16 protein-coding genes are annotated in these 22,508 nt (G+C 69.8%); 10 read left to right on the forward strand and 6 right to left on the reverse strand.

The window, feature by feature from the left end:
* Nucleotides 1–191: 191 nt before the first annotated feature.
* Complete coding sequence (locus WMF34_RS36800; protein WP_437990743.1) at nucleotides 192–3,995, reverse strand: DUF3857 domain-containing protein; 3,804 nt, start codon at nucleotides 3,993–3,995, stop codon at nucleotides 192–194.
* Between the two features lie 749 nt (nucleotides 3,996–4,744).
* On the opposite strand from WMF34_RS36800, the gene WMF34_RS36805 reads away from it, so the two are divergent.
* The 6 genes from WMF34_RS36805 (at nucleotide 4,745) to rimI (ending at nucleotide 9,973) form a co-directional block, all read left to right on the forward strand.
* Nucleotides 4,745–5,227: a roadblock/LC7 domain-containing protein gene (locus WMF34_RS36805; protein ID WP_012239856.1), complete on the forward strand. Its 483-nt coding sequence runs from the start codon at nucleotides 4,745–4,747 to the stop codon at nucleotides 5,225–5,227.
* An 11-nt stretch (nucleotides 5,228–5,238) separates the two neighbouring features.
* On the forward strand, nucleotides 5,239–5,829 hold the full coding sequence (locus tag WMF34_RS36810; protein ID WP_012239857.1) for a GTP-binding protein: 591 nt from the start codon (nucleotides 5,239–5,241) through the stop codon (nucleotides 5,827–5,829).
* Between the two features lie 384 nt (nucleotides 5,830–6,213).
* A complete protein-coding gene (locus tag WMF34_RS36815; protein WP_437990744.1) occupies nucleotides 6,214–6,801 on the forward strand; it encodes a hypothetical protein in 588 nt (195 codons plus the stop codon).
* Between the two features lie 99 nt (nucleotides 6,802–6,900).
* Complete coding sequence (gene alr, locus WMF34_RS36820; RefSeq protein WP_231864449.1) at nucleotides 6,901–8,181, forward strand: alanine racemase; 1,281 nt, start codon at nucleotides 6,901–6,903, stop codon at nucleotides 8,179–8,181.
* A 62-nt stretch (nucleotides 8,182–8,243) separates the two neighbouring features.
* Complete coding sequence (locus WMF34_RS36825; protein ID WP_437990745.1) at nucleotides 8,244–9,452, forward strand: vWA domain-containing protein; 1,209 nt, start codon at nucleotides 8,244–8,246, stop codon at nucleotides 9,450–9,452.
* Nucleotides 9,449–9,973 carry a ribosomal protein S18-alanine N-acetyltransferase gene (gene rimI / locus WMF34_RS36830; RefSeq protein ID WP_437990746.1) on the forward strand — a complete coding sequence of 175 codons (525 nt, stop codon included), beginning with the start codon at nucleotides 9,449–9,451 and terminating at the stop codon, nucleotides 9,971–9,973. Before WMF34_RS36825 ends, rimI begins: the two co-directional genes overlap by 4 nt.
* A 15-nt stretch (nucleotides 9,974–9,988) precedes the next feature.
* On the opposite strand, the gene tssM is transcribed toward rimI, so the two are convergent.
* Both tssM and WMF34_RS36840 read right to left on the reverse strand, forming a co-directional pair.
* Nucleotides 9,989–12,901: a type VI secretion system membrane subunit TssM gene (tssM, locus tag WMF34_RS36835; RefSeq protein WP_437990747.1), complete on the reverse strand. Its 2,913-nt coding sequence runs from the start codon at nucleotides 12,899–12,901 to the stop codon at nucleotides 9,989–9,991.
* A 93-nt stretch (nucleotides 12,902–12,994) separates the two neighbouring features.
* Nucleotides 12,995–13,696: a hypothetical protein gene (locus WMF34_RS36840; protein ID WP_437990748.1), complete on the reverse strand. Its 702-nt coding sequence runs from the start codon at nucleotides 13,694–13,696 to the stop codon at nucleotides 12,995–12,997.
* A gap of 373 nt (nucleotides 13,697–14,069) precedes the next feature.
* Here WMF34_RS36840 and WMF34_RS36845 point away from each other — a divergent pair, with 373 nt between their 5' ends.
* Nucleotides 14,070–14,807, forward strand: a complete 738-nt coding sequence (locus WMF34_RS36845; protein ID WP_012239864.1) for a metallophosphoesterase family protein — start codon at nucleotides 14,070–14,072, stop codon at nucleotides 14,805–14,807.
* A 156-nt stretch (nucleotides 14,808–14,963) separates the two neighbouring features.
* On the opposite strand, the gene WMF34_RS36850 is transcribed toward WMF34_RS36845, so the two are convergent.
* Both WMF34_RS36850 and rpoZ read right to left on the reverse strand, forming a co-directional pair.
* Nucleotides 14,964–15,842 (reverse strand): class I SAM-dependent methyltransferase, encoded by an 879-nt coding sequence (locus WMF34_RS36850; protein ID WP_157907172.1) that lies wholly within the window; start codon nucleotides 15,840–15,842, stop codon nucleotides 14,964–14,966.
* 117 nt (nucleotides 15,843–15,959) lie between these two features.
* Nucleotides 15,960–16,202, reverse strand: a complete 243-nt coding sequence (gene rpoZ / locus WMF34_RS36855; RefSeq protein WP_044966694.1) for a DNA-directed RNA polymerase subunit omega — start codon at nucleotides 16,200–16,202, stop codon at nucleotides 15,960–15,962.
* Nucleotides 16,203–16,445: 243 nt separating this feature from the next.
* Here rpoZ and pyrH point away from each other — a divergent pair, with 243 nt between their 5' ends.
* The 3 genes from pyrH (at nucleotide 16,446) to WMF34_RS36870 (ending at nucleotide 19,623) form a co-directional block, all read left to right on the forward strand.
* Nucleotides 16,446–17,207 (forward strand): UMP kinase, encoded by a 762-nt coding sequence (pyrH, locus tag WMF34_RS36860; protein ID WP_080599110.1) that lies wholly within the window; start codon nucleotides 16,446–16,448, stop codon nucleotides 17,205–17,207.
* Nucleotides 17,208–17,339: 132 nt separating this feature from the next.
* Nucleotides 17,340–18,401: a peptidylprolyl isomerase gene (locus tag WMF34_RS36865; protein ID WP_437990749.1), complete on the forward strand. Its 1,062-nt coding sequence runs from the start codon at nucleotides 17,340–17,342 to the stop codon at nucleotides 18,399–18,401.
* Nucleotides 18,388–19,623 carry a KamA family radical SAM protein gene (locus tag WMF34_RS36870; RefSeq protein WP_012239869.1) on the forward strand — a complete coding sequence of 412 codons (1,236 nt, stop codon included), beginning with the start codon at nucleotides 18,388–18,390 and terminating at the stop codon, nucleotides 19,621–19,623. The genes WMF34_RS36865 and WMF34_RS36870 overlap by 14 nt, the downstream gene beginning before the upstream one ends.
* Nucleotides 19,624–19,632: 9 nt before the next feature.
* Here the strand turns inward: WMF34_RS36870 and WMF34_RS36875 are convergent, their stop codons facing one another.
* On the reverse strand, nucleotides 19,633–22,293 hold the full coding sequence (locus tag WMF34_RS36875; RefSeq protein ID WP_437990750.1) for a protein kinase domain-containing protein: 2,661 nt from the start codon (nucleotides 22,291–22,293) through the stop codon (nucleotides 19,633–19,635).
* Nucleotides 22,294–22,508 lie beyond the last annotated feature (215 nt).

Below are 22,508 nucleotides of genomic sequence, written 5' to 3' on the forward strand. Positions count from 1 at the left end.
GAATGCCTATCGCTCCCGGCGGCCACCGCTCCGAACCACCGGAGAGGCTGTTCTGCGCCGCAGGGATGCGTAGAGGGGGCGCTTTATGGCGATCCGGCGTGGGGTTGTCAAGTGTCCAGGCGGCGGCTAGGGGCCGGTCGGCGCGCCGGAGGGCCGGGGGGGGTCAGGGCGTCGCTCCGTCGCTCCGTCGCTCACTTTCCGAACACCACCCGCTGACCGAAGACGCGGTCCGCCGTCTCGCAGAACGTTCGGAAGGCCATGTACTCGGACGGCTTGATCCGGGACTTCGTGAGGGAGATCTGACTGCGGACGACGATCTTCCCCGCGGACTGCTCGACCGAGAGCGAGAACTTGCCGAAGGGGGTGTCCACGTCCTGGGGCAGCGGCGCCCTGGTGACACGCCACCCGGCAGGGATCCGGATGGTCCATTCATCCCGGCGCGTGGTGAGCGCGGGGATGAGCACGTCGCGGGTGCGCGTCGAGAGGGAGGCGAACTCGGTGGCGAGACGCTGCGTGGGGACAGCCGGGACCGACAGGCTGTCGCCCTCCCTTCGAGCGAGCGCGACGGCTCTTCCTCGAGCCCGCAGCTTCGCCGGCTGCTCGATGTCCTCGAGATCGTTGACCTCGACCCCGGCCTTCCCAGGGGCCAGCTCGACCGCGCCGAAATCCGTGGCGAGGTCACGAGCTGCTCGGTCGCGGCGCGTCCCCTCCGCCATGTAGCGGGTCCGCCACTCCGGCGCGGACGCACCGGCCACCTGGATGTCGACCCCGAGCTGAGCCGATCCGTCAGCGCTGACCGCGATGTCGACGGTCCGGTGCACGACCGAGGCCTCGGGAGCAGGCTCCGGAAGGCGAACGAGCTTCGGCTTGCCCTCGTTGATCTGAAGCGCCATCGCTCCGCGATCCATGATCGGAAGCTCCGTCGAGCCCGAGTGCTCCGCCGTTCCATCGAGGTAAAGGTCGAGCGACGGCACGTAGGCGATCGCGTGGTCGAACGGAGCAAGGCTCGCGGGCTCCGGCCCGATGTCGCCTCGCATGCGGGTGCGCACGAGCACGATCGTCGCTGGGATGCCGATCTCGCGGAGCATCGTGACGATCAGCGTCGCCTTGTCCTTGCAGTCGCCCCACCCACGAGCGAGCGTCTGCGCACACCTCCTCGGGCGAATCCCCTCGATGCCGAACTCGAGCGCCACGTAGCGCGTCTCGGTCGCGTACTTGTAAATCGCGCGGACCTTGCTCCGATCGTCGGCAAGGTTCTTGGTGATCTCGCGCACCCGCTTGCGCACCTCATCATCCACGTCGAACTGCTCACGCGCGAGGCCCCAGTACCAGGAGCCGACCTCGTCCCAGCTCTTGAAGGTCGAGACGTGGACGTGCGCGAGGATCTCGGACCACGCGGGCATCGCCGGCTCGGGCGCCACCGGCGGCACCGAGGCGGCAGAGAAGCGGAAGATGCGCCGCTCGGCGTCCTCCTTGGTCTCGCGCACGAGGCCAGGGAGGTCGGACGCGAAGAGGTGGAACTGCCTCGTCTTCGGGGTGATCAGCACGTACTCGCTGCTGGCGATCGGCTCATCCCCCTGGAGGAACTCGATCTCGCCGAAGTGATCGGCGATCTCGTTGCGAGGGCTGACGTCATCGACGCGGTAGCGCAGCTCGACGACGTCGCCGGCGTTGAGCCGCGGGAAGCTGACGTAGAACGTGCGCGCCGATGTGTACATCGCGAGCGCCGGGTTGTTCGCCCCCGATTCCCCGCTCTCGATCGCCCCGTCGACCTTGCCGTCTGCTCGGTAGACCTTCGCGGCACGGAGGCTCACGGTCTGGCGATCGGCCTGGTACTCGAACGCGTACTGCCGGGCGCTCGCCGCAGCCTCGTCCGTCAGCGGCTGGAAGACGACCTGCCGGAACCGGCTCGCCAGGCCGTTCGGGAAGACGGTGGTGACCGTCAGGTTGCGCAGGGTGCGCTTCGGATACTGGCGGTCAGCGTTGCGCCGCATCGGGAGGAAGCGGTCGGGCGCCCAGGCGTACGCCTCGTCAGCGCGCGGCTTCGGCGGCTCGATGTGCTCGATGTACTCGCGCACGTCCTTCGCCTGAGGGCTGATCGCCAGGATCTGCTGCAGCATCTCCAGCTGCGCTTCTCGGTTCCCCTCCTCGCCGTAGAGGTCCGAGAGCGCGCGCAGCGTTCCGATGTCTTCGGGCGCCATGGCGAGCGCGCGCTGATGGGCCGCGAGGGCGCGGTCGCCCTGGCCGAGCGCGCGGTACGTGCGCGCCGCGACCGTGCGAGCCCAGACGGAGTCAGGCTCGCTGCGGAGGAAGCGCTCGATCCAGCGCTCCGCGCCGGCAGGGTCGCGGCGCGCCACCGCGAGCTCGACCTGCTGGTGAAGGAAGCTCGAGTCGTCGAACCGCAGCGCGGCGTAGCGCGCCTCCATCTCGGCGGCCTCCGTGTCGCGCCCGAGCGCGCGCAGCTGTGCCGCCGAGGCGCGGAGGAGCGAGACGCTGCTCGGCTGGCGCGCGAGCGCCCGCTCCAGCGTGGCGAGCGCGGTGCGCTTCAGCCCAGCCTCCACGTAGAGGTCCACGAGCCCGAGGACGGCCGCGACATGATCGGGATCGGAGGCCAGGATGCGCTCGTAGATCGGAGCCGCCTCGCGCCAGTTCGGGCTCGTCTGCGCGAGCCGAGCCTGCGAGAGCAGGACGTCGGTGTCCTCACGACCGCCCGCGAGCGCGGCGGCGCGCTCGATCCACGCGCGCTGCTGGTTCCTGTCCTCGGAGAGCTGTCCCGCGAGCAGGTAGCGACGCACGCTCGGCGCGGCCTCGGCGGAGCGCCGCGCGAGATCGCGCGCTCTGTGCTCCCCCTCGGCGTCGCCGCCGGTGAGCATGAGGTACCGCGCGAACGCCTCCAGCACGGCGGGCGAAGGCCGAGCGGCGCCCGCGGCTCGCTCGAACGCCTGCATCGGCCCCTCGATGGCAGCCGCGCGCGCGGCGAGCTTCGCGCCGGAGGTTGGCCCTTCGGCCCGCGCCCCGCCCGCGCGCCTCGCCTCAGCGGCTTCCCCCTGAGGCGCCGTGACCTGGGTTCCGATGTCCGAGGTCACATCCAGATCGAGATCCGGCGCTCCCTTCTCGTTGCCGATGCGCAGCGCGAATTTGGGCGCCGACGCACCTCCGCAGACCTTGATCGTCAAGCGGTTGTAGCCGGGTCGCAGCGTCACCGGCGCGGCGAACCGATCGATGTCGAGCTCGCGGTACCCGGGATCGGCCAGGACCTTCGCGCCGTTCCAGAACAGCTTGAACGCCCCGTCTGCCCCGACCCAGATCGAGATCGGCCGAGGAGCGCGCGTCCCGGCCTTCGCGCGAACGAACGTCGTCGCGTAGCCGCAGACGCTCTCCACCGGACGAATGAAGTCGCCGAAATCAAACCACCCATACTGCGGCGCCTCGGGGGGCACGCGCCAGCGGACCGCGCGCGCCTTGCCGTCGTACGTCCTGCCCGCAGCCACCGGCTGCTCGAGATCCTCCTCGGGTCCGAACGCCCGCTCGAAGCCCCCCTTGTTCTCGTTGTCGAACGGTCCGATCGTCGCCCAGCGGCCGATGAACCCGAGCTTTTGGATCCTCGCGACCGCTCCGTCGAGATCACCTCGACGCCTGCGCGCGTACGCCGAGAGGAGCTCCGCATAGACCTGGGTGGGCGCGCTGGTCGCGCCGGCCTCAGCGATCGACGCGATCGCCTCCTCGACCTGGGTGGGATCAGCGCGGTCCCACGTGCGCCAGAGCTCACGTAACGCGCCGTAGACCTCGGGGCCCCTCGCCGCGCGGACAGCCGCGTGCGCGGAGAGCACCTCAGGGTGAACCGCGCCGAGCTCCGCGCGCGCGTCGGCGCCGAGCGACATGGCGCACGCCAAGGCCGCCGTCCCCACGGTGAGCGCGCAGAAGGAGCGCCCCCTCGTCGTCCCCGGGTTGAGCTCGATCTCACGGGGCTCGGCCCGGCTGAGCACGTCACGCATCCGAGGCGCTATCCCGTGGCCGAAGCCATCGGTCAAGCACAAGCCAGGGCTGCAGGCGCGTCGCGCCGGCCGAGGTCAAGGGGGTGCTGCCCACGAGCCGGCGGAACGCACGCCGGCAGGAGGTCGTCCCCCAGGCCGCGTTCATCGGGCCGCTTCATGAGCTCGCCGCGCCGCGCGCGCCGTTCCCGCGAATTTCGTCGATCTTCGGCCGGGTACAGCGCGATGACACGCAGCGCGCCCCACACCAGCGCCCTCGGAGGGTGGAGCGTCGTCCGACCGCATTCAACGAAGAAAATATAAGCAATTTTCGATATTTATCATGCATGCCTTCTGGGCGGCCGGGGCGGACAGGCGCCTGGAAAAGGTCCGGAACCAAGCCTCCCCTGGGGGCAGGGGGAGCGAGCTCCGTCGGGGTCCGGCAAGGCCCGGCGAGGTCCGGCCGTGCGATCCTCCAACTTCCAGAAAGGGCCGCCTTGCTCCGCCGCACCTGCTTCGGATAGAAACGTCCCAAGATGTACGGGTGCACGGTCGAGGAGCAGCCGCACTGCGCGCTGCGAACCAGCCATGCAAGTCCCAAGGCAGCGAGCGGCACGCCGCGAACGTGGTACCGGTGGTAAGGCAAGCCCGCGCAGCGGGAAGCCAGTTGGATGACGATGGTCGGGGACCGCACGTGCGGCGCCCGGTGATGACAAGGGCGACAGAGCCCGCAATGCCCAGGGCCCCATCGCGAGAGCGCTGGCGGAGGAACGATGGTCAACCCTCAGATGGTGATGTACGAGGAGGAATTCAATCAGATCCAGAGCGTGGTGGATCGCCTCGTCAAGGACGCCAATGCGAAGGTCGTCTTCATCGTTGACAAAAACGGGCAACTGATCGCCGCGAGCGGAGACGTCGACAACCTCGACACCACGTCGCTCGCCTCGCTGACGGCGGGGAACATCGCCGCCACGGGCGGGATGGCGAAGCTCCTCAAGGAGAACGAGTTCGCCACTCAGTTCCACGAGGGTGAAAAGGCGAACATCCACATCCAGCTGGTCGGGAACCGCGTCATCCTCGTGGTGATCTTCGACTCAAAGTCGAGCCTCGGGTTGGTGAGGCTCCGGGTGCGAAAGGCGAGCGAGGAGCTCAACCACATCTTCGAGGCGCTGCTCAAGAAGGTGCAGGAGCCGGGCGCCGACTCGCCGTTCGCCGAGATCACCGACGAGGACATCGACAACCTCTTCAACGACTAGGAGCGCGGTCGATGAGCTTCATCAATTACATGGCGCGCGAGATCAACTGCAAGATCGTCTATTACGGCCCGGGTCTCTGCGGCAAGACGACGAACCTGCAGTACATCTATGAGCGCACCAACCCGGACGCGAAGGGGAAGATGATCTCCCTCGCCACCGAGACCGACCGGACACTCTTCTTCGACTTCCTCCCGCTCGCGCTGGGCGAGATCCGCGGCTTCAAGACGCGGTTCCACCTGTACACGGTGCCGGGGCAGGTCTTCTACGACGCGAGCCGCAAGCTCATCCTGAAAGGCGTCGACGGCGTGGTCTTCGTGGCAGACTCGCAGCTCGGCCGCATCGAGGCGAACCAGGAGTCGGTGGAGAACCTCCGCACGAACCTGGCCGAGCAGGGCTACTCGCTGGACAAGATCCCGTACGTCATCCAGTACAACAAGCGGGATCTGCCGGAGATCGGCACCGTCGAGGAGCTCCGCTCGCTGCTCAACCCGACGAACGTCCCCGATTTCGAGGGGGTCGCGCGGACCGGCGTCGGGGTGTTCGACACGCTCAAGGCGGTCGCCAAGCTGGTGCTAACCGAGCTGAAGAAGGGCGGCCCCTAGGTTCCAGGGGCCGGCCCCAAAGTCGGATCGAAGAACGCGCAGCGAGCGAGGCCGTGGACTCGCTCGCGCTCGGTGCAATGATCAGGCGCGCTGGTAGATGCGGTTGCGCCGGTTGCGGTTCTTCGCCTTCAGCTTGGACCGGTGGCGCTTCGACTTGGAGCGCGTGGTCTTCCGAGGACCTTTCGACAGCATGAGGAACATGAACAGGCTCCGTTGAGGCGCCCGGCGCGGAGGCGTCGTGCCGCCGCCGCCGGTGCGAAGGGGCGGGAACGTACGGCATCACAGCCCAAAGTTCAACCGGAGAGCACCTCGACCGGGCGACCGGCAGGTTCCCGCGGCGGATAGGACGGGCCCTGGCACCGGGGCCGAGCTTTTCTGCTATCGGTGTTCTACGACGTGCGGTTCAGGACCATCCTCTGCCTAGCCGCCGCCTCGGTGACCGCATGCGGCGCGAGCATCAACGCGGTCTACGAGGGGGACGTACGCTTCGAGCACTGCATGGCGCTTGACTCGCTGGCCGACGTCAAGCCGACCCTGCGGCGCGCGTGCTGGGACGAGTGGCTTCAGTTCTGTACGTTCGGCCAGACGCGCGACCGTGTGGAGTACGCCACGCTGCGGGCCAGGCAGCTCAGCCACGCCAGTGATTTCGACGAAGGCGAGTGGACTCCGCCGAGCAGCCGAGCCCCTGCCGTGCCTGAGCCGACCAGCGCGCTCGCTCCGCCGCCCAGGCTCCTGACCGCCGACGTGGCCGCGCCGGCGGCAACGGGAGAGGCCCACGCAGACCCAGCCGCGAACGACGGCGGCGCTGCGGCCTCGGCGTCGAACACCGCGGAGGAGGTTGCACCGCCGGGAGCGAAGTGCAGCGCGTCGTGCCAGACGGACTGGAAGGAATGCCAGGACGACTGCAAATCCGCCGCCTGCGAAAAAGGATGCTCCGGCAAGTACACGCGGTGCATGCGTCGCTGCTTCTGATCGACGTCGTCTGCTCCTCGCGCAGATGCCTCACCTTGTCACACCAAGATGGCCTGGAATCTTGACCCGCGATCGAGCGTAGAGCTATCGGCGTACACGATGTCCGCTTCGCACGCGCCCAAAGAGCTCAGCAGCACGACTCCTGATCGCAACGGCACGGCGTCGCCCCTCGAGGGGCTCGGTGCGAGCGCAGGCCCCATGCGGGTGCTGCGGCCGCGGCGAGCGGCGCCCGCGGACGCCGTGCGGCCGACCCGCGCCGAGGTGAACCTCGCGCACCTGCGGCACAACCTGCGCGTCCTCGAGCGAGGGCTGACCGGCGCGACGAAGCCGCAGATCTGGGGCGTGCTCAAGGCCGATGCGTACGGCCACGGCGCGCCAGCGGTCGCACGGACGCTCGAGCGCGCAGGGATCCCCGGCCTGTGCGTCGCGTTGCTCGAGGAGGCCATCGAGCTGCGAGACGCCGGCATCCGGCTGCCCATCCTCGTCATGGGCGGCTACTACGGCCCGCGGCGCGACGGGTTCGAGGAGATCATCGCGCGCGATCTCGTGCCCGTCGTCTACGACGCCGGCCAGATCGAGCGCCTCGCGAGCGTGGTGCGGCTCGAGCAGCGCGGTCGCGTGGGCGTCCATCTCAAGGTCGACACCGGCATGGGACGGCTCGGGGCCGCGAGCTCGGAGATTGAGGCAGTGCTCGCGACGCTCGCCAAGCACCCGGAGGTGAAGCTCGACGGGCTCATGACCCACCTCGCCTGCGCGGACGCCGACGATCTCGGCGTGACGATCGAGCAGATGCGCCTCTTCGGGGAGATCGAGCAGCGAGCGAAGAGCTTCGGCCTCACGCCGCGGGTGCGGCACGCCTCGAACAGCGCGGCGATGCTGCGACTCCCTGCGGCGCTGCTCGACATCGTCCGTCCGGGGGTCGCGCTGTTCGGAATATCGCCGTGCGCGGGGCTCGCGCCCGACCTCAAGCCGGTCATCCGGGTGCGCAGCGAGATCGTCGCGCTGCGCACGATCGCGAAGGGCGACAGGATCGGCTACGGCCACACCTGGCAAGCTTCCCGGGAGAGCGTCGTGGCCACCGTGCCGATGGGGTACGCCGACGGCCTGAGCCGCCAGCTCTCGAACCGTGGGGCCGCCCTCGTGCGCGGTCAACGCGCGCCGATCGCGGGCGCCGTGTCGATGGATCTCACGATGCTCGACGTGACGGATGTACCGGGAGCACGCCTGGGGGATGAGGTGGTGTTCCTCGGAACGCAGGACGGGCCGCTCGGGCGCGGCACGATCAGCGCTGAAGAGATCGCGGGGCTCACGGGGACGATCGCCTGGGAGGTGCTGACCAGCATCTCGCGCCGCGTGCCCAGGTTCTACCGCGAGCCCTGAGCGCGCGCGGCGGCGCCAGCGCTGGCGCTGCCGGCGCGAACGGGCGTGATACGCTGCTCGCCATGAAGACGGCCGTGAAGCAGCGAGCCGGCGCCTGCGGCATGTTCCTCTGCGTCGGAGCCGCGCTCGCGCTCGGCGGCGCGGCGATGACCGCATGCGAGGACGAGGTCACGAAGCAGCGCCCACGCAGCGGCGCCGGTCAGGGGACGCAAGAGCCGGGGGAGGGGTTCGATCCGGACACCGAAGACCCGAGCGGACCACCGGCCGCGGATGCGGGAGGGCTCTGCGGCAACCGGATCCACCAGGTCGAGATCGCCGAAGCGCCGAACATCTACTTCGTCCTCGATGCGTCGGGCAGCATGCTCAGCCCCGCCTCCTCGAGCTCGAACGCGACCCGATACGACCGGGTCCATGACGCCGCGGTCGATCTCGTGCGCAACCTGGGCCCGCTGATCAACGTCGGCGCCGCCGTGTTCCCCCTGGACGCGACCGACGAGGCGCCGTGCAGGCCGGGCGGCGAGGTGTTCGCTGTCACGCCGGGGGCTCCCTTCGCAGGGGGACAGGAGGGCTCGACGACGACATCGCGGTTCCGCGCGGCGACGCGGGCCGCGCCCCTGGGCGGCACGCCTACCGCGGCGACCCTCGCGGCGCTGACGCCGAAGCTCGTCGATCTCCCCGGCAAGACCATCGTCGTGCTCGCGACCGACGGCGGTCCGAACTGCAACAGCTCGGCGAGCTGCGAGGCCGACGGGTGCATCGCCAACATCGAACAGCAGTGCCCCGACCCCGAGGAGAACTGCTGCTCGCCCTTGGGCCCCTCGGGCCCCGAAGGGTGCCTCGATCGCGACGATACGGTCGCCGCGATCGAGCGGCTCGCGGCGAGCGGGATCGAGGTCTACGTCGTCGGCATCCCGGGGAGCGAGTTCTACGGCGATGTCCTCGACCAGATGGCGCTCGCCGGCGGCGCGGCGCAGTTCGTGAGCCCGTTCTACTTCAAGGTGGACGACCTCGACACGCTGGGGAACGTCCTCTCGAAGATCGCCAGCATCGTCGTCTCCTGCGAGTTCGACCTGGTCGACCCGCCTCCCGAGGCGGGACAGACGAACGTCTACCTGGACGACGAGCTGGTCGCCTACGATCCGGAGAACGGCTGGCGCTGGAAGTCGCCCGCGGTCGTCGAGCTCCTCGGGGAAGCCTGCACGAAGCTCAAGAGCGGGCGGGTGGGGCAAGTCCAGATCGTCTCCGGCTGTCCCACGGAGGTGGCGAGGTGAAACGCGACGCGACGAGGCCGTCGGTCTCGCTGAGCCAGCTGACGGCCGACGCTGCGGACGACGCTGCGCTCGACGAGATCGACGCCGTCGCGTCCGCGGCCTTCGACGTGCCGCAGTTCTCCGCGCGAGAAGAGCTGCGTCGCCCCTGGACGCGCTGCTGGGTCGCGCGCGAAGAGCGGCGCGCGCTCGCCTTCCTCATCGCGTGGCACGTCGCCGACGAGCTCCACGTGCTGAACGTGGCCACCTGCCCGGTCGCGCGGCGGCGCGGGCTCGCGACGGCGTTGATGAATCGATCGCTCGAGTATGCGCAGCAGCAGCAAGTGCGGCTGATCCTGCTCGAGGTGCGCCGCTCGAACCGGGCAGCGATCCGGCTCTACCGGAAGCTCGGCTTCACCGCGATGGGGGTGCGCCCTCGGTACTACAGCGACAACGGCGAGGATGCGGTCGAGATGGTGCTCACGCTCGATCCTGCGACCGGCGCGGTGCAGCCAGGCCGCGACGAGATCCGCATCGAGATCTGAACCGCGCCGCGCGGCTCAGCGCGAGCCCGCAGCAGGCGCCGCGGGAAAGCGAGACACCGCGGCGAGCGGCGGCAGCCGCGCCGCCACCACCTGCATCGGGGTGAGCAACAGCGGCCGGAGCAGCGTCTTGGCCCGCTCGTCGAAGGGCTGGAGGAGCGCGTCGGCCTGTCGCGTCGCCTCGACCAACCGATCGGCCATGAGGCGCGCGTCGACGTTGGGGTTCAGATCCTCGAGGCGCTGGATCTCGTCTCGAAGAGCGCTGAGCAACGAGATGTACCTCGCCAGGGGCGTGTCCGTGATCGGCGCCGAGCCGCTCGGCGCGGACGGCACGCCGAACTCGACGGTCCGCTTGAACTCATCCGGCACCGAGCTCGGCCGGTTTCTTATGAGCTTCACGTTGACGGGGATCTTCAGCCTCGTCTTCTGCTCGATCTTTCGATCGAAGTACTCCTTCCCCCGCTTGGCCAGGGCCGAGTCCTCGATCGCGCTGCGATCCCGCTTCCACTGCGTGTTGTCCTCGAGAGCGCGGAGGACGCGGAGGTAGGGGTAATCCGCCTGGGTGAGCGCCTGGTACGTCTCCTTCGCCTCCTTCAGGTTGGCCGGGACCCGCACGGTGAGGTCCGCCATCCAGTCGGTCCACTGCGCGATGTAGCTGACGTCGTAGTCGGCCGCGAGGCCGTCCAGGTTCTTGTTGATCGAGGCTTCCTCGCCGGGCGCGAGGTCCACGACCCACCGCTCGGCCATCAAGCTGTCGGCGCCGCTCTCGAGCCTCTCGAGCACCGCGAAGTGCCCCCTCTCGGTGTACGGACCGTCCACCTCCTTCCAGCGCTTCTCCTTCGCGTACAGCTTGCTGCCGATGATCTTCAGCACGGCGGGACGGTCGGCGAACATGTCGCCGAGCGTGTGCGGAGGGTACTTGCGGTTGGCGCGGCTGTTGTCACCCGTCTCGTCGTACTTCTCCTCGATGATCGCGTTGACGAAGAAGTCGTAGTACCGCTTCCGCGGCGGCACGGCCTGGAGCGTCGCGCGCACGCTCGCGACCAGATCCTCCTTGCGCGCGATCGGCGTGACCCGCTTCTCCTTGATGAGCGTCAGGTAGTACTCGACGTGCCGCTCGAGCTGCTTCTTCAGCTCGGTCTCGGTGAGGTTCGAGGTCGCCCGCAGCACCTCGGCCCAGAGCGAGGTGAACCTGTCCTTCGCCCACGCGACGTCGAGGTGCTCGACGTCGCTCAGCATCAGGTACAGCTTGAGGTCGTTCCGCTCGCGGAGGTAGTGGTCGCCCTTCGCGAGCTTGAGGCGATCCTCGAGCCGCTGCTTGCACGGGATCACGAAGCCGTTCTGGAGGCTGGCGACGTAGACGTGCACGAGCGGCGGGTACACCGTCTCGCCCTGGAACATCGTCCACCCCATCCCGTCCGGCGGCCCCTCCTCGCGCGCCTTGTCGATCTCCTTCAGCCGATCCAGCGCAGGCCGCAGCGCGGCGAGCTTCTCCGAGAGCGGTCGCGTGTCCTCCCACCGGAGCGCGCTGACGGTGCGCGCGTCCGCCTCCACGTCGCGCAGGAACGCGCGGTTGTTGGCGAACGACACCACGCTGGGGATCGCGAGGATGACCCCGAGCGCCGCGGCCGCCGCGCTGATCGCCCCGCGAACGAGCCGCTGGCGCCGGATCTCGCTCGCGCTCCTCGCGGCGATGTCCCCGTCCGGGAAGACGACGTTCATGAAGACGTCGTGGAGGAAGTAGCTCTTCGACTCCACGTTCTGCTGCGCCGCGGCCTCGTGCGTGCGGATCCCCATCGCCTGGCCCATGCGCTGGAGGACCCGGTCGAGCGGCCTGCCCTCCTGCGTGCCGCTCGTGAAGTAGAAGCCGCGAAAGATGGGCGTCCCCTGGAACGCGTTGACCATGAAGACGGTCGAGACCAGATCGGAGAGGTTCCGCCGGATACCCGAGAACTCGAGCGGGAACTGGTAGACGCGCTCGCGCGCCTCGCGGCTGCGCTCCATCACGAGCCGCTTCAGCGAGCGGCCGTGGATCTGCTTCGCCAGGGCGTCGAACTCCGCGTCGAACAGCCTCCCTGGGTCGGCCTTGTCCGCGCTCAGCTTGAGCGTCGCTCCCCACGCCTGCGCGCGGTCGCTCTTGCGCATGTCGCCGAAGAACTCCGAGAAGCCCGCGATGAGGTCGCACTTCGTGAACAGGAGGTAGACGGGCAGCACCATGTGGAGCTGCGTCATCACCTCGTCGATGCGCGCCCGGAGCTTCTTCCCCATCAGCTCGACTTGCTGCTCGCTCGCGTCGATGAGATCCGCCACGCTCACGGCGACCAGGATGCCGTTGAGCGGGCGGCGAGCGCGGTGCTTGAGGAGCATCTGCAGGAACGCGATCCACTCCTCGTGGTCGTCCTGCTCCGTCGTGTAGCGCCCCGCGGTGTCGAGGAGGATCGCCTCGTTGGTGAACCACCAGTCGCAGTTGCGCGTGCCGCCGACGCCGCGCACGCCGCCGCCGTTGCTCGGGTGCGCGTACGGGAAGACGAGGCCGGAGTGCTTCAACGCCGTCGTCTTCCCCGCCCCGGGCGGGCCGATGATGACGTACCAGGGCAGCGAGTAGAGCGCGGCGTTGCCGTGCTCCTTCCCCTTGCCGAGCTTCGAGCTCTTCAGGGCGCTGATGCCGCCCTGGACCTGCCGCTGGAGCTCCTGGATCTCGGCGCGGCGCTCGGGCCGCGCGTTGAGCGCTTGCTGCGCTCCCTGCTGGACGATGGCCCGCTCAAGCGCAGACGCGGCGCGGCGCGCGTTGATCCGGCGGTACACGAAGAGCGCGATCGCGGCGAGCGCGATGACGACGCTCGTCGCGATCGGGATCGCGGTGGGCAGGTCGAACGTGAAGAACGCCGCCCACGAGATGAGGAACAACAGCCCGAAGAGGACCCACAACACGGAAGCGACGATACCACCGGTCGCCGCTTCCGGAGCACGTCCGCGCGGCCCCGCCGAGCGAGCGTGGGCCGACCGCGCGCCGCGATACGCGCGTCAGTCGCCGCCGCGCTCGTAGTCGCCCGGCTCGAGCGCGGCGTCGGTATCCTCGCCGGCCTCGAGCCGACGCGAACGGATCGCGTCCACGGCGATGTCGATCACCTCGAGCCGCGTCGAGGGCGCGTAGTACTCGTTTTCCGAGACCGACGGCAGCTCCGCGAGCCTGGCCGCGACCGCCTCGCGATCGTCTTCCTCCAGCTCCAGCGCCGCCGGATCGCCGCTCAGGGAGTCCTCTGCGAGGTCGAGCGAGGCGTCGGCCCGATGTCCGCGCGTGAGCGCCTCGCGCACGAAGAGGACGGGGCTGAACGCGAGGTAAACCGAGCCGAACTGCACCTGCCAGTAGGTCGGATCTTCGCCATCCAGGCGCCACCACGACGCGTGCCGGCGCCGGATCACCTCGCCGAAGTAAGCGCCTGCCATGTGCGCGATCATCGGCAACGCTTCGACCCGCTCCGACGTCGCGCCACGCGCCTGCTCGAGGTAGTGGTCGAGCACGGGCAAGGTCTCCGGCCGATAGTCAAGCCGTACGCCGAGGGCGCGCTCCACAAACCGCACGCACCCCTCGGCGAGATCCTCCACGGTGGACGGCGGCGGCGCGCAAGGCGCGACAGCTTCGACAGCTGCAGCGGACAGCGCAGACTCGGCCGGCCGCTCCGCAGAAATCGGAGACGTCCCTGCACCGTTCTGTTTGGTATTCATGGGCTCCACGCTATTCTTCTCCGGTGCGGGTGGCCGCTCGTCAACGTGGTCGTGCTTGGAGCGCCTCGGCAAGCTCCGCAAGGACTGTGTCCGGCCCTCGACCGTCCTCTGCAGATCCCCGGGCGCAGCGGAAGCACGCTCCGTCGGAGCCGACAAAGCTGACAAGAACGACGGAGCCGACGGAACCGACGGGCCCGATGGTTCCGCCGGAGCCAGCGGAACCGCCGGAGCGAGCGGAACCAACGGGCCAGCCGACACAACGCCAACGAGCCGACGAAGCTCGGTGCCGGTCCTACCGGCCCATCCGTGGATCCAGGTTTGAATTCCTAACGGAAGTCGAGGCCTTCGTGCTAAGCTCCGCCCTCGCGTCGAAATGAGACTCGGGATTTTCAGCGATACGCACGCCAACTACGAGGCGCTCAGCGCTGTGCTCGAGTCCTACCGCCACGAACGTATCGACGTTTACTACTGCCTCGGGGATACGGTCGGCTACGGCGGTTCGCCGAACGAGTGCGCCGATCTCGTCCGCAAGGTGGCCAAGAAGACGATCCTCGGCAACCACGACGCGGCCGTCGCGGGTCGGATGGATTACTCGTATTACTACGAGGCCGCCCGGCAGGCGCTGGACACCCACGCAGCGATGCTGTCCTCCGAGAACGCGGCCTGGCTCCGGAGCCTGACGTACCAGGAGAAGTTGACGGACATCAACGTCGACCTCTGCCATGGCTCGCCCGTCCGGCTCGAAGAGTTCGAGTACATCTTCGCCCCCGAGCAGGCGCGCGAGTGCCTCCCGATGTGGAACGAGCTCGGTCACATCACGCTGATCGGCCACTCCCACCTCTGCAAGGTGTTCGCGCTCACACCGAACAGCGTCGAGGAGCTCCCTGCGGTGGACTTCCAGCTGGAGCAGGGTCGCAAGTACATCGTGAGCGTCGGCTCGGTGGGGCAGCCGCGGGACTACGACAACCGCGCGAGCTACACGGTCTACGACAGCGACACGAAGCGCTTCGAGTTCAAGCGCGTCGAGTACGATATCGAGACAGCGGCGGAGAAGGTGCTGCGCGCCAAGCTCGAGCGCAACTTCGCCCACCGCCTCTACATCGGGGTCTGAGACTCCGGGCAACGGCGGCACCTGGCGCACGCCCGGTGCGGCAGGACCCAGGGGCATGCGCGCGCTCGTGCGCGGACACCTCGCGCATGGCCTGAGGCCTCAGGGCGGCGCGAGGCGCAGCCGGGCCAGGCGTTTGCGCGCCGGTGCCGCGCCCCTTCAGCGGCTCCCGTCATGTCCAGGGCGGCGAGCCCTGGCAGAACGGCGTGGCCGGCAATGATAGAGCAGCATGCTCGTCTGGTTGTCGGGCGGCTCCGCGGAAAAATCGCTGCGGAGCTCCGTGAGCTCGAAGCCGTTGTAGTGGAGCAAGGCTTCGAGCTCCTGCGGGTAGAACTGACGATGGGCGAGCGGCGTCATCCAGCGCTCACCGCCGTCGACGGGCGAGAACTCCATGGACACGAACAGGATCTGTCGGACCTTGTCGTAGTCGAACCGCTCCGTGTACCGGACGAACTCGCCAGGGCCATCCTTCGTGGGGTACCGGAACCGCGGCGTGGCATAGGCGCGATCCGGATCTCGCGCGAGCTCTGCCGGCTCGGGCATGGAAACGTCGAAGACGAGCTCGCCCTTCGGCGTCAGATGCTCGCGCGCTCGCGCGAGGAACCGCTCCACATCCACGCGCGTGTACAGGTGCAAGAAGGCGTTGAACGGGCAGATCACGAGCGGAAAGCGGCGCCCTAGCCGCAGCGCCCGCATGTCGCCCCGCCGGAGGCTCACGCGCGAGGAGACACCGCGCGGCTCGCGCCCCAGCTGCGCGCGCAGATCGCCGAGCATCGGCGCGGACAGGTCCACGCCGGTGATCTGGACCCCCGCCCTCGCGACAGGCAGCGTGATCCGCCCGTTACCGCAGCCGTACTCGAGCACCGGCCCCGCAGACGCGACGGCGAGGTCGACGTAGTAGCGGACGTCATCCTTCCGGCGCGCGTACGTCTTCGCGTAGTACGCCGGATCCTCGTAGTGGGCCGACGTCCCTGCTTCGAGCTCCGGATCGCGACGCTGGCCGGAAGCCGAAACGCGCGCCGGCCGCCCTGTGGCCATCCCGCTCATGCGAGGCAACAGATCAAGCGCAGCGCTGGCACGGTGACGGGAGCGAGCTGCGGAACGGAGCCCCAACGGAGGCGCGCATCACCGGACGCGCGCCCTTCCGATGCGGCATCAGCGCTGGCCGCCAGCGTTCATCTGCTGGAGCCACTCGGATACGACCTCGTGGGAGCTCCGGTGGAAGTGCACCTTGCCCGCCGCGATCTCTCGGAGGCTGGTCACGGCAGGCTTGTTCTTCGTCTTCACGAGAGCGTCCGAGCCCTTCATGAGCTGCCGCGTCCGGTTGGCCGCGAGCACGACGAGAGCGAAACGGTTTTCCTCGCGCTCGAGGCAGTCTTCCACAGTCACACGCGCCATAGGGGAGCCGAGACTAGCTCCCCGCCCCGGCAAGCGCAAGGTACATGCCGCCCCGGCGGGTCTACCTGCTCTGCCGCGTCTGTTTCCTCTGCTTCCTCTGCTTCCTCTGCGTCCTCAGCTTCCTCTGCTTCCTCTGCTGCTTCTGGTTCTTCCTCCTTTTGCGGCGCGCGCTGCCGATTCGCCCGAGCGATGGTTCACGTTGTTCGTTGCCCTCCACGCAGGTCCCGGCTACGAGGTCGCACCGTGGCCGCTGACCAGGACTCTCTCCTTCCCCCTCCCCCTCGTCCGGCCCCCGGGCTGAAGTATCGCCGCATCGTCCTCAAGCTGAGCGGCGAAGCGCTCTGCGGCGAGGAAGGGGGGTTCGGCATCCGTCCCGAGACGCTCCACCACGTGGCCGGCGAGGTCGCCGAGCTCCAGCGGATGGGGGTGCAGATCGGGGTCGTCGTGGGCGGCGGCAACATCTTCCGCGGGCTGAAGGGCGCGAGCGCGGGGATGGACCGCTCCCAGAGCGACTACATGGGCATGCTCGCCACCGTCATCAACGCGCTCGCCCTCCAGGACGCGCTCGAGAAGACGGGCGTGCCGACGCGCGTGATGACCGCGATCGAGATCCGGCAGGTCGCCGAGCCGTACATCCGCCGCAGGGCGATGCGGCACCTGGAGAAGGGCAGCATCGTCATCTTCGCCGCGGGCACGGGCAACCCGTTCTTCTCGACCGACACCGCGGCAGCGCTGCGGGCCATGGAGATCCAGGCGCAGGCGCTGTTCAAGGCGACCAAGGTCGAAGGCATCTACGACCGCGATCCCGTGCGCCACGAAGGCGCGCAGATGTTCGCGCACCTGAGCTACGACCGTTTCCTCGCCGACAGGATCGGGGTCATGGACTCGACGGCGGTCACGCTCTGCCGCGAGAACAAGATGCCCATCCGGGTGTTCAAGCTCATGACCCGCGGCAACATCCTCCGCGTCTGCAGGGGCGAAGAGATCGGCACGATCGTCGACTGAGCGCGCGTTCGAGCGCTCAGCGCGCGCGACGATCCGAGGCGTCCGCCGACGCGCCAGCCCGAACGAGGCGCTGCGACCTCGAGCCACGCGGAAACCGTGCTAGACACCGAGCCAGCAATGACCCGAGCTCCGGTGCGCCGACCCCTGCTCGCCATCTCGCTCGTCGCGCTCGTCGCGGGCTGCGACGAGCCCGCCCTCCAGGTCCCCTCGGACGCGGGAGATCCGGTCTTCGGCCTCACCGCCGAGCAGTCGGCGCGCGTGCTCGCGAAGGTCGGGGACAGGGTGATCACGCTGGGCGACTTCGGCAGGACGCTGGAGCGAATGGACCAGTTCGATCGGCTCCGGTACCAGACGAAGGAGCGGCGCCGCGAGCTGCTCAGCGAGCTCATCGACGCGGAGCTGCTCGCGCTGGAAGCCCGGCGCCGAGGCCTCGACAAGGACCCCGCGGTCGAGGACACGATCCGGCAGATCCTCCGCGAGGCGATGATCGCCCGGGCGCGAAAGGGCCTGCCCGCGCCGGCCGACATCCCGGCGTCCGAGGTGCGCGCGTACTACGAGGCGAACGCCGACAAGTTCAGCGAGCCCGAGCGCAGGCGCGTAGCCGCCATCGTCGTCGGCGACCGAGCGCTCGGGGAGAAGGTCCTCAAGGAGGCGCAGAAGGCCGGGAGCAGCAGCGCGTGGGGTGAGCTCTTTTTCAAGCACTCGCTCACGGCGCCGAAGGACAAGAGCGCGGCCCCCCCGCTCGATCTCGCCGGAGAGCTCGGCATCGTCAGCCCGCCCGGCGATCCGCGCGGCGCCCACCCCCGCGTCCCAGAGCCGGTCCGCGCGGCCGCCTTTCGCATCGGCGGCGTGGGCGCGGTCGGCGAGGAGCTCGTCGAGGCCGACGGACGGTTCTTCATCGTCCGCCTGAACGGGCTCACCGGCGGCCACCGGCGCGAGTTCGCGGAGGCCGAACGCTCGATCCGGGTCGCGCTCCTGCAGCAGAAGATGCAGGACCAGGAGCGCGCTCTCGAGGACGAGCTGCGGAAGAAGTTCCCCGTCGAGATCAACGAGGCGGCGCTCTCCTCGGTCAAGCTGCCGGCGCAGCTCATGGGGACCGGGAGCGCGGCGCAGCCCGATCCCGCGAAGCCCCTCACGCCACAGCCGGAGCGGTCCGGCGCTGCCGCGGCGCCGTCGAGCGATGCGGGCAAGTAGCGAGCTCGTCGCCGCCGCGCGGCTCGCCCGGCGACCCGGCGAGGAAGGCGCGAACACCCGCGCCGCCGCGCTGCCGGAGCGACCGGGGCCGCTCGCCGCGAGCGCGCAGCAGGGAGCGCAACCGGCCCGCGTGAAGACGCGGAAGAGCGACTGGACTTGGCAGCTGCGTCACGCGCTCTCGAGCGCCGATGAGCTCCACGGGGCCCTGTCGCTGACGCCGGAGGAGCTCGCTGGCGCCAGGCGCGCCGAAAAGGCGGGGCTGCCCATCCGCGTCACCCCCTATTACCTGAGCCTCTGCGACAACGCCGATCCGGCGTGCCCGATCCGCCGGCAGTGCGTGCCGCTCGCCGACGAGTCCGCCGAGGTGCCCGGCGATCTGGTCGACCCCCTCGGCGAGGTCGCGCACGAGGTCGCCCCCCACCTCGTGCAGCGGTACCCGGATCGCGCGCTGCTCCTCGCGACCGACCGCTGCGCCGTCTACTGCCGCTTCTGCACCCGATCACGCATGGTCGGCGACGGCGGCGGCGCGGTGGCGCTCGAGCGCCTTGCGCCGGCGATGGCGTACCTCGAGGCGCACCCGGAAGTGCGCGATGTCATCGTGAGCGGCGGTGATCCGCTCGCCGTCTCGACGGACCGCGTCGTGCGGCTCATCGCTCGGCTGCGGCAGATCCAGAGCGTGGAGACGATCCGACTCGCCACGCGCGTGCCGGTCACGCTGCCGCAGCGGATCACCGCGGAGCTCGTGCGCGCGCTCAAGCCGTATCACCCGCTCTGGGTGATGACGCACTTCAACCACCCGAAGGAGCTCACGCCCGCCGCCGAGCGCGCGTGCAAGCGCCTCGCGGATCACGGCTTCCCCGTCATGAACCAGACCGTGCTGCTGCGCGGCATCAACGACGACGCGACGACGCTGGCCACGCTCTTCCGGGGTCTCGTGCGCTGGCGGGTGCGCCCCTATTACCTGCTCCAGATGGACCCCGTGCGCGGCACGGCGCACCTGCGCACGCCGCTCGCGACCGGCGTCTCCCTCATGGAGCAGCTCCAGGGCCGGCTCACCGGCATCGCGCTGCCGAAGCTGATCGTGGATACGCCCGGCGGGATGGGCAAGGTGCCCATCGGGCCCGAGTACGTCGTCGACCGTCGGCCGGGGCGCACCGTCCTCCGCACGCACCGCGGCGTCGAGGTCGAGTACGTCGACCCCCCGGCGGGGTCTGGCGGCTGAGCCGCCCGCTCAGCGACCCGGGCCCCGCGAGAGCGGCTTCGCGACCCGGAACGACAGGTTCAGCGCCCGCGCGATCCCGAAGAAGCGGGTGCGCGACGCGCTCCTGCACTGCTGCGAGTCCGCGGCCCAGCTCCCGGAGCGGGCGATGCGCCACGGCGGCGCGTCCCCGCCAGCGTCGGCGACCGATTCGAGCTCGCCCGACGTCTCCGCCCACGATCTCTCGCCGTTCACGTCGGCGACCCACTCGCGCACGCCGCCCGCCATGTCGCGCACGCCGTAGGGCGAGGTGTCGATGGGAAAGGTCCCTACCGGCTCTGGCTGCGCCAGGAACGGCCGCGACGAGCGCATCAGGCAGAACGTCGGGTCGAAGTGATCTCCCCACGGGTAGAACCGGCCGTCGGTTCCGCGCGCCGCCTTCTCCCACTCCAGCTCGGTGGGCAGTCGGATCTCGATCCCGTCGCGCTCGCTCCGGAAACGGCAGTAGGCCACGGCGTCGAACCAGTCGATGAGGATGACCGGCAGGTTCCAGAGGTGCCCTTCCTCCGCCGGGAACCGCTTCTGCGCGTCGCCCTCGACCACGCTGGGCAACGGCTCCCAGCCGCCGCTGCTGGCGGGCCGCGCGACGTAGCCCTCGGAGCCGCGCGTCCCGTGCGGCGCGCGCTTGAGGGCGAGATCGAGATCGCGCGTCTCGAGCTCGTTCAGGAACTCGCAATACTCGCGGAAGGTGACGGGGAACTTCGCGATCGCGACGTCGGGGACGTGGAGCTCGGCGCGGCGGAGCGGATCGTCGGCCTGCGCGTCGCCGCCGGCGATGAAGGTCCCCCCCGGGATGTACACGAACCCCTCGCCGATCTCCGCGTCGGTGTAGAGGTTCACCTCGACGCGGTGGTGGGTGCCGCGCTTGAGCAGCAGCGGGTAGCGCACGTCCCGGCAGCCGGCGCGCTTCAGGATGAAGAGGTAGCTGCCCGGCTTGAGGTGCACCTCGCGGAGCGGGGTGCGGCCGAGCGCGCGCTCGTCGCTCGCCACGAGGATGCGATCCTTCTCGACGTATCGGTACGCGACGACGCTCGCGCCGGGCGGCGACGAGTCGAACGAGAGGACCGAATCGGCGGTGAGCAGCGCGGCGTAGCGGCCCACGTCGAACTCCGCCACGAGCGCCTCGTGGTAGATGCGCGCCGCGTGCTGGTGCTCCTGGTCCGCCCGCACCGCGCGCGACCAGTAGAGGTCCGCGAGCCCTGCGCGCGCCTCGACCAGGTCCGGATCGTACGCCAGCGCCTTCGTGTAGAGATCGATCGCCTCCGCCGCGGCGCGCGCCTGCTCGCGCTCGACCCCGGCGGCCCTGTCCTCGAGCTGCCACCCCGCCCGCTTGCGCTCGATCGCCTCGTACTCCTTCACGTCCTTGAGCAGCCGCCGCGCCTCCTCGACGAGCCGCTCGCGCTCGCCGTCGAGCCGCCGGTCACGCTCGAGCGGGGCCTTGGCGAGCTCACAGAGCTTGATGGCCTCCTCGCGGCGGCGCATCCGCTCCTTGGCGCCCTCGAGGAACGCCTCCGCCTCCGCCGCGACGCGGTCGGCGGTCGGCGGGCGCTGATCGGGATCCTTCGCGAGCATCGCCAGGCAGAGGTCCTCGAGCAGCAGCGGGCAGCTCGGCGCGATCGAGCGCGGCGGCCTGGGGTCGCGCGTCTGCGTCGCGAGGATCACGGCGAGGACGGTCGGCGCGTCGAACGGGTGCTCGCCGGTGAGGATCTCGTAGAGCACCACGCCGAGCGCGAAGATGTCCGCGCGGTGATCGATCCGCGCGTGGTCCCCTCGGATCTGCTCGGGCGCGATGTAGCCGGGCGTGCCCGAGAGCGCGCTCGCGATCGCCTCGTGCCGCCTGCGGCCGAAGTCCTGCCCGCTCGGATCGACGGAGATCGGCTCGCTCACCTCCGCCCTCGCGAGCAGCTTCGCGTTGCCCCAGTCGCCCAGGTAGACCTCGCCGTAGTCGCCGAGCAGCACGTTCTCCGGCTTGATGTCGCGGTGGGCGACGCCTCGCCGGTGCGCGTAGGCCAGCGCCCGGGAGATCTGCACGAACGCGCCGATGAGCCGGACGAGCGGCCATTGCCTGCGGAGCTCGGGGTTCGTCAGCACGTTCTGCAGGCTCTGCCGCTTGACGACCCGCATGGAGTAGTACGGCTGACCGTTCGGCAGCGTGCCGAGGTCATAGACCGGGATGATGTTCGGGTGCTCGAGCTGGGCCGTGATCCGCGCCTCGGTCCGGAAGCGGTTGCCTACCGCGGAGTCCTCCTCGGCCCCCGGCTTCAAGGTCTTCAGCGCGACCACGCGCCCGATCTCCCGGTCGCGCGCCTTCACCACCTTCCCGGCGCCGCCGGCCCCGAGCGCCTCGCCCACCTCGTACCGGGTGCCGCCGGAGTTCACGGCGCGCGTGGCGGAGGTCGCGAGCGTCGGGAAATCGGCCCCGACGTCCTCTCCGGGCAGGTCGATCTCCCGCTGCGTGTCGAAGCGCAGCGCGTCCTGGTCCTCGCTCTGCGGCGAGGGGGCGCGCGCGGCGGGCGGGCTGCGGCCCTCCTGCGCGAGCAGCTCCGGCAGCGCCGCCAGCTGCTCGGGCGTGAGGATCCCCTCGAAGAGCTCCTGGGGCGTCGACGCGCCGCCGAGGGTCCATCGGCAAGCCATATCCCAAAGGGCGTTGGGCTCGATGAGCCCTCGCGCCACGGCGGCGACGGCCAGGGCACGAGCCTCACGAGTCTGAGCGAGCTTCACTCGAGCGACCTCTCGTCCGAAACGATCTCACCCCGCGACGCGAGGCGGAAGGCCACGCTGAGGCCGTCGAGCGCAAGGCGCCGCGAGCCAGGAGCGCGTGGCGCTCCCGCGAACGATCGAGGGCTGCC

Source organism: Sorangium sp. So ce145, assembly GCF_051525985.1.
Taxonomy (GTDB): Bacteria; Myxococcota_A; Polyangia; order Polyangiales; family Polyangiaceae; genus Sorangium; species Sorangium cellulosum_B.

Bases quoted from the DNA above. Each gene is read 5' to 3' on its own strand.
- WMF34_RS36800 (WP_437990743.1), bottom strand. From the start codon at position 3,995: ATGCGTGACGTGCTCAGCCGGGCCGAGCCCCGTGAGATCGAGCTCAAC.
- WMF34_RS36805 (WP_012239856.1), top strand. From the start codon at position 4,745: ATGGTCAACCCTCAGATGGTGATGTACGAGGAGGAATTCAATCAGATC.
- WMF34_RS36810 (WP_012239857.1), top strand. From the start codon at position 5,239: ATGAGCTTCATCAATTACATGGCGCGCGAGATCAACTGCAAGATCGTC.
- alr (WP_231864449.1), top strand. From the start codon at position 6,901: ATGTCCGCTTCGCACGCGCCCAAAGAGCTCAGCAGCACGACTCCTGAT.
- WMF34_RS36825 (WP_437990745.1), top strand. From the start codon at position 8,244: ATGAAGACGGCCGTGAAGCAGCGAGCCGGCGCCTGCGGCATGTTCCTC.
- WMF34_RS36840 (WP_437990748.1), bottom strand. From the start codon at position 13,696: ATGAATACCAAACAGAACGGTGCAGGGACGTCTCCGATTTCTGCGGAG.
- WMF34_RS36845 (WP_012239864.1), top strand. From the start codon at position 14,070: ATGAGACTCGGGATTTTCAGCGATACGCACGCCAACTACGAGGCGCTC.
- WMF34_RS36850 (WP_157907172.1), bottom strand. From the start codon at position 15,842: ATGGCCACAGGGCGGCCGGCGCGCGTTTCGGCTTCCGGCCAGCGTCGC.
- rpoZ (WP_044966694.1), bottom strand. From the start codon at position 16,202: ATGGCGCGTGTGACTGTGGAAGACTGCCTCGAGCGCGAGGAAAACCGT.
- WMF34_RS36870 (WP_012239869.1), top strand. From the start codon at position 18,388: ATGCGGGCAAGTAGCGAGCTCGTCGCCGCCGCGCGGCTCGCCCGGCGA.
- WMF34_RS36875 (WP_437990750.1), bottom strand. From the start codon at position 22,293: ATGGCTTGCCGATGGACCCTCGGCGGCGCGTCGACGCCCCAGGAGCTC.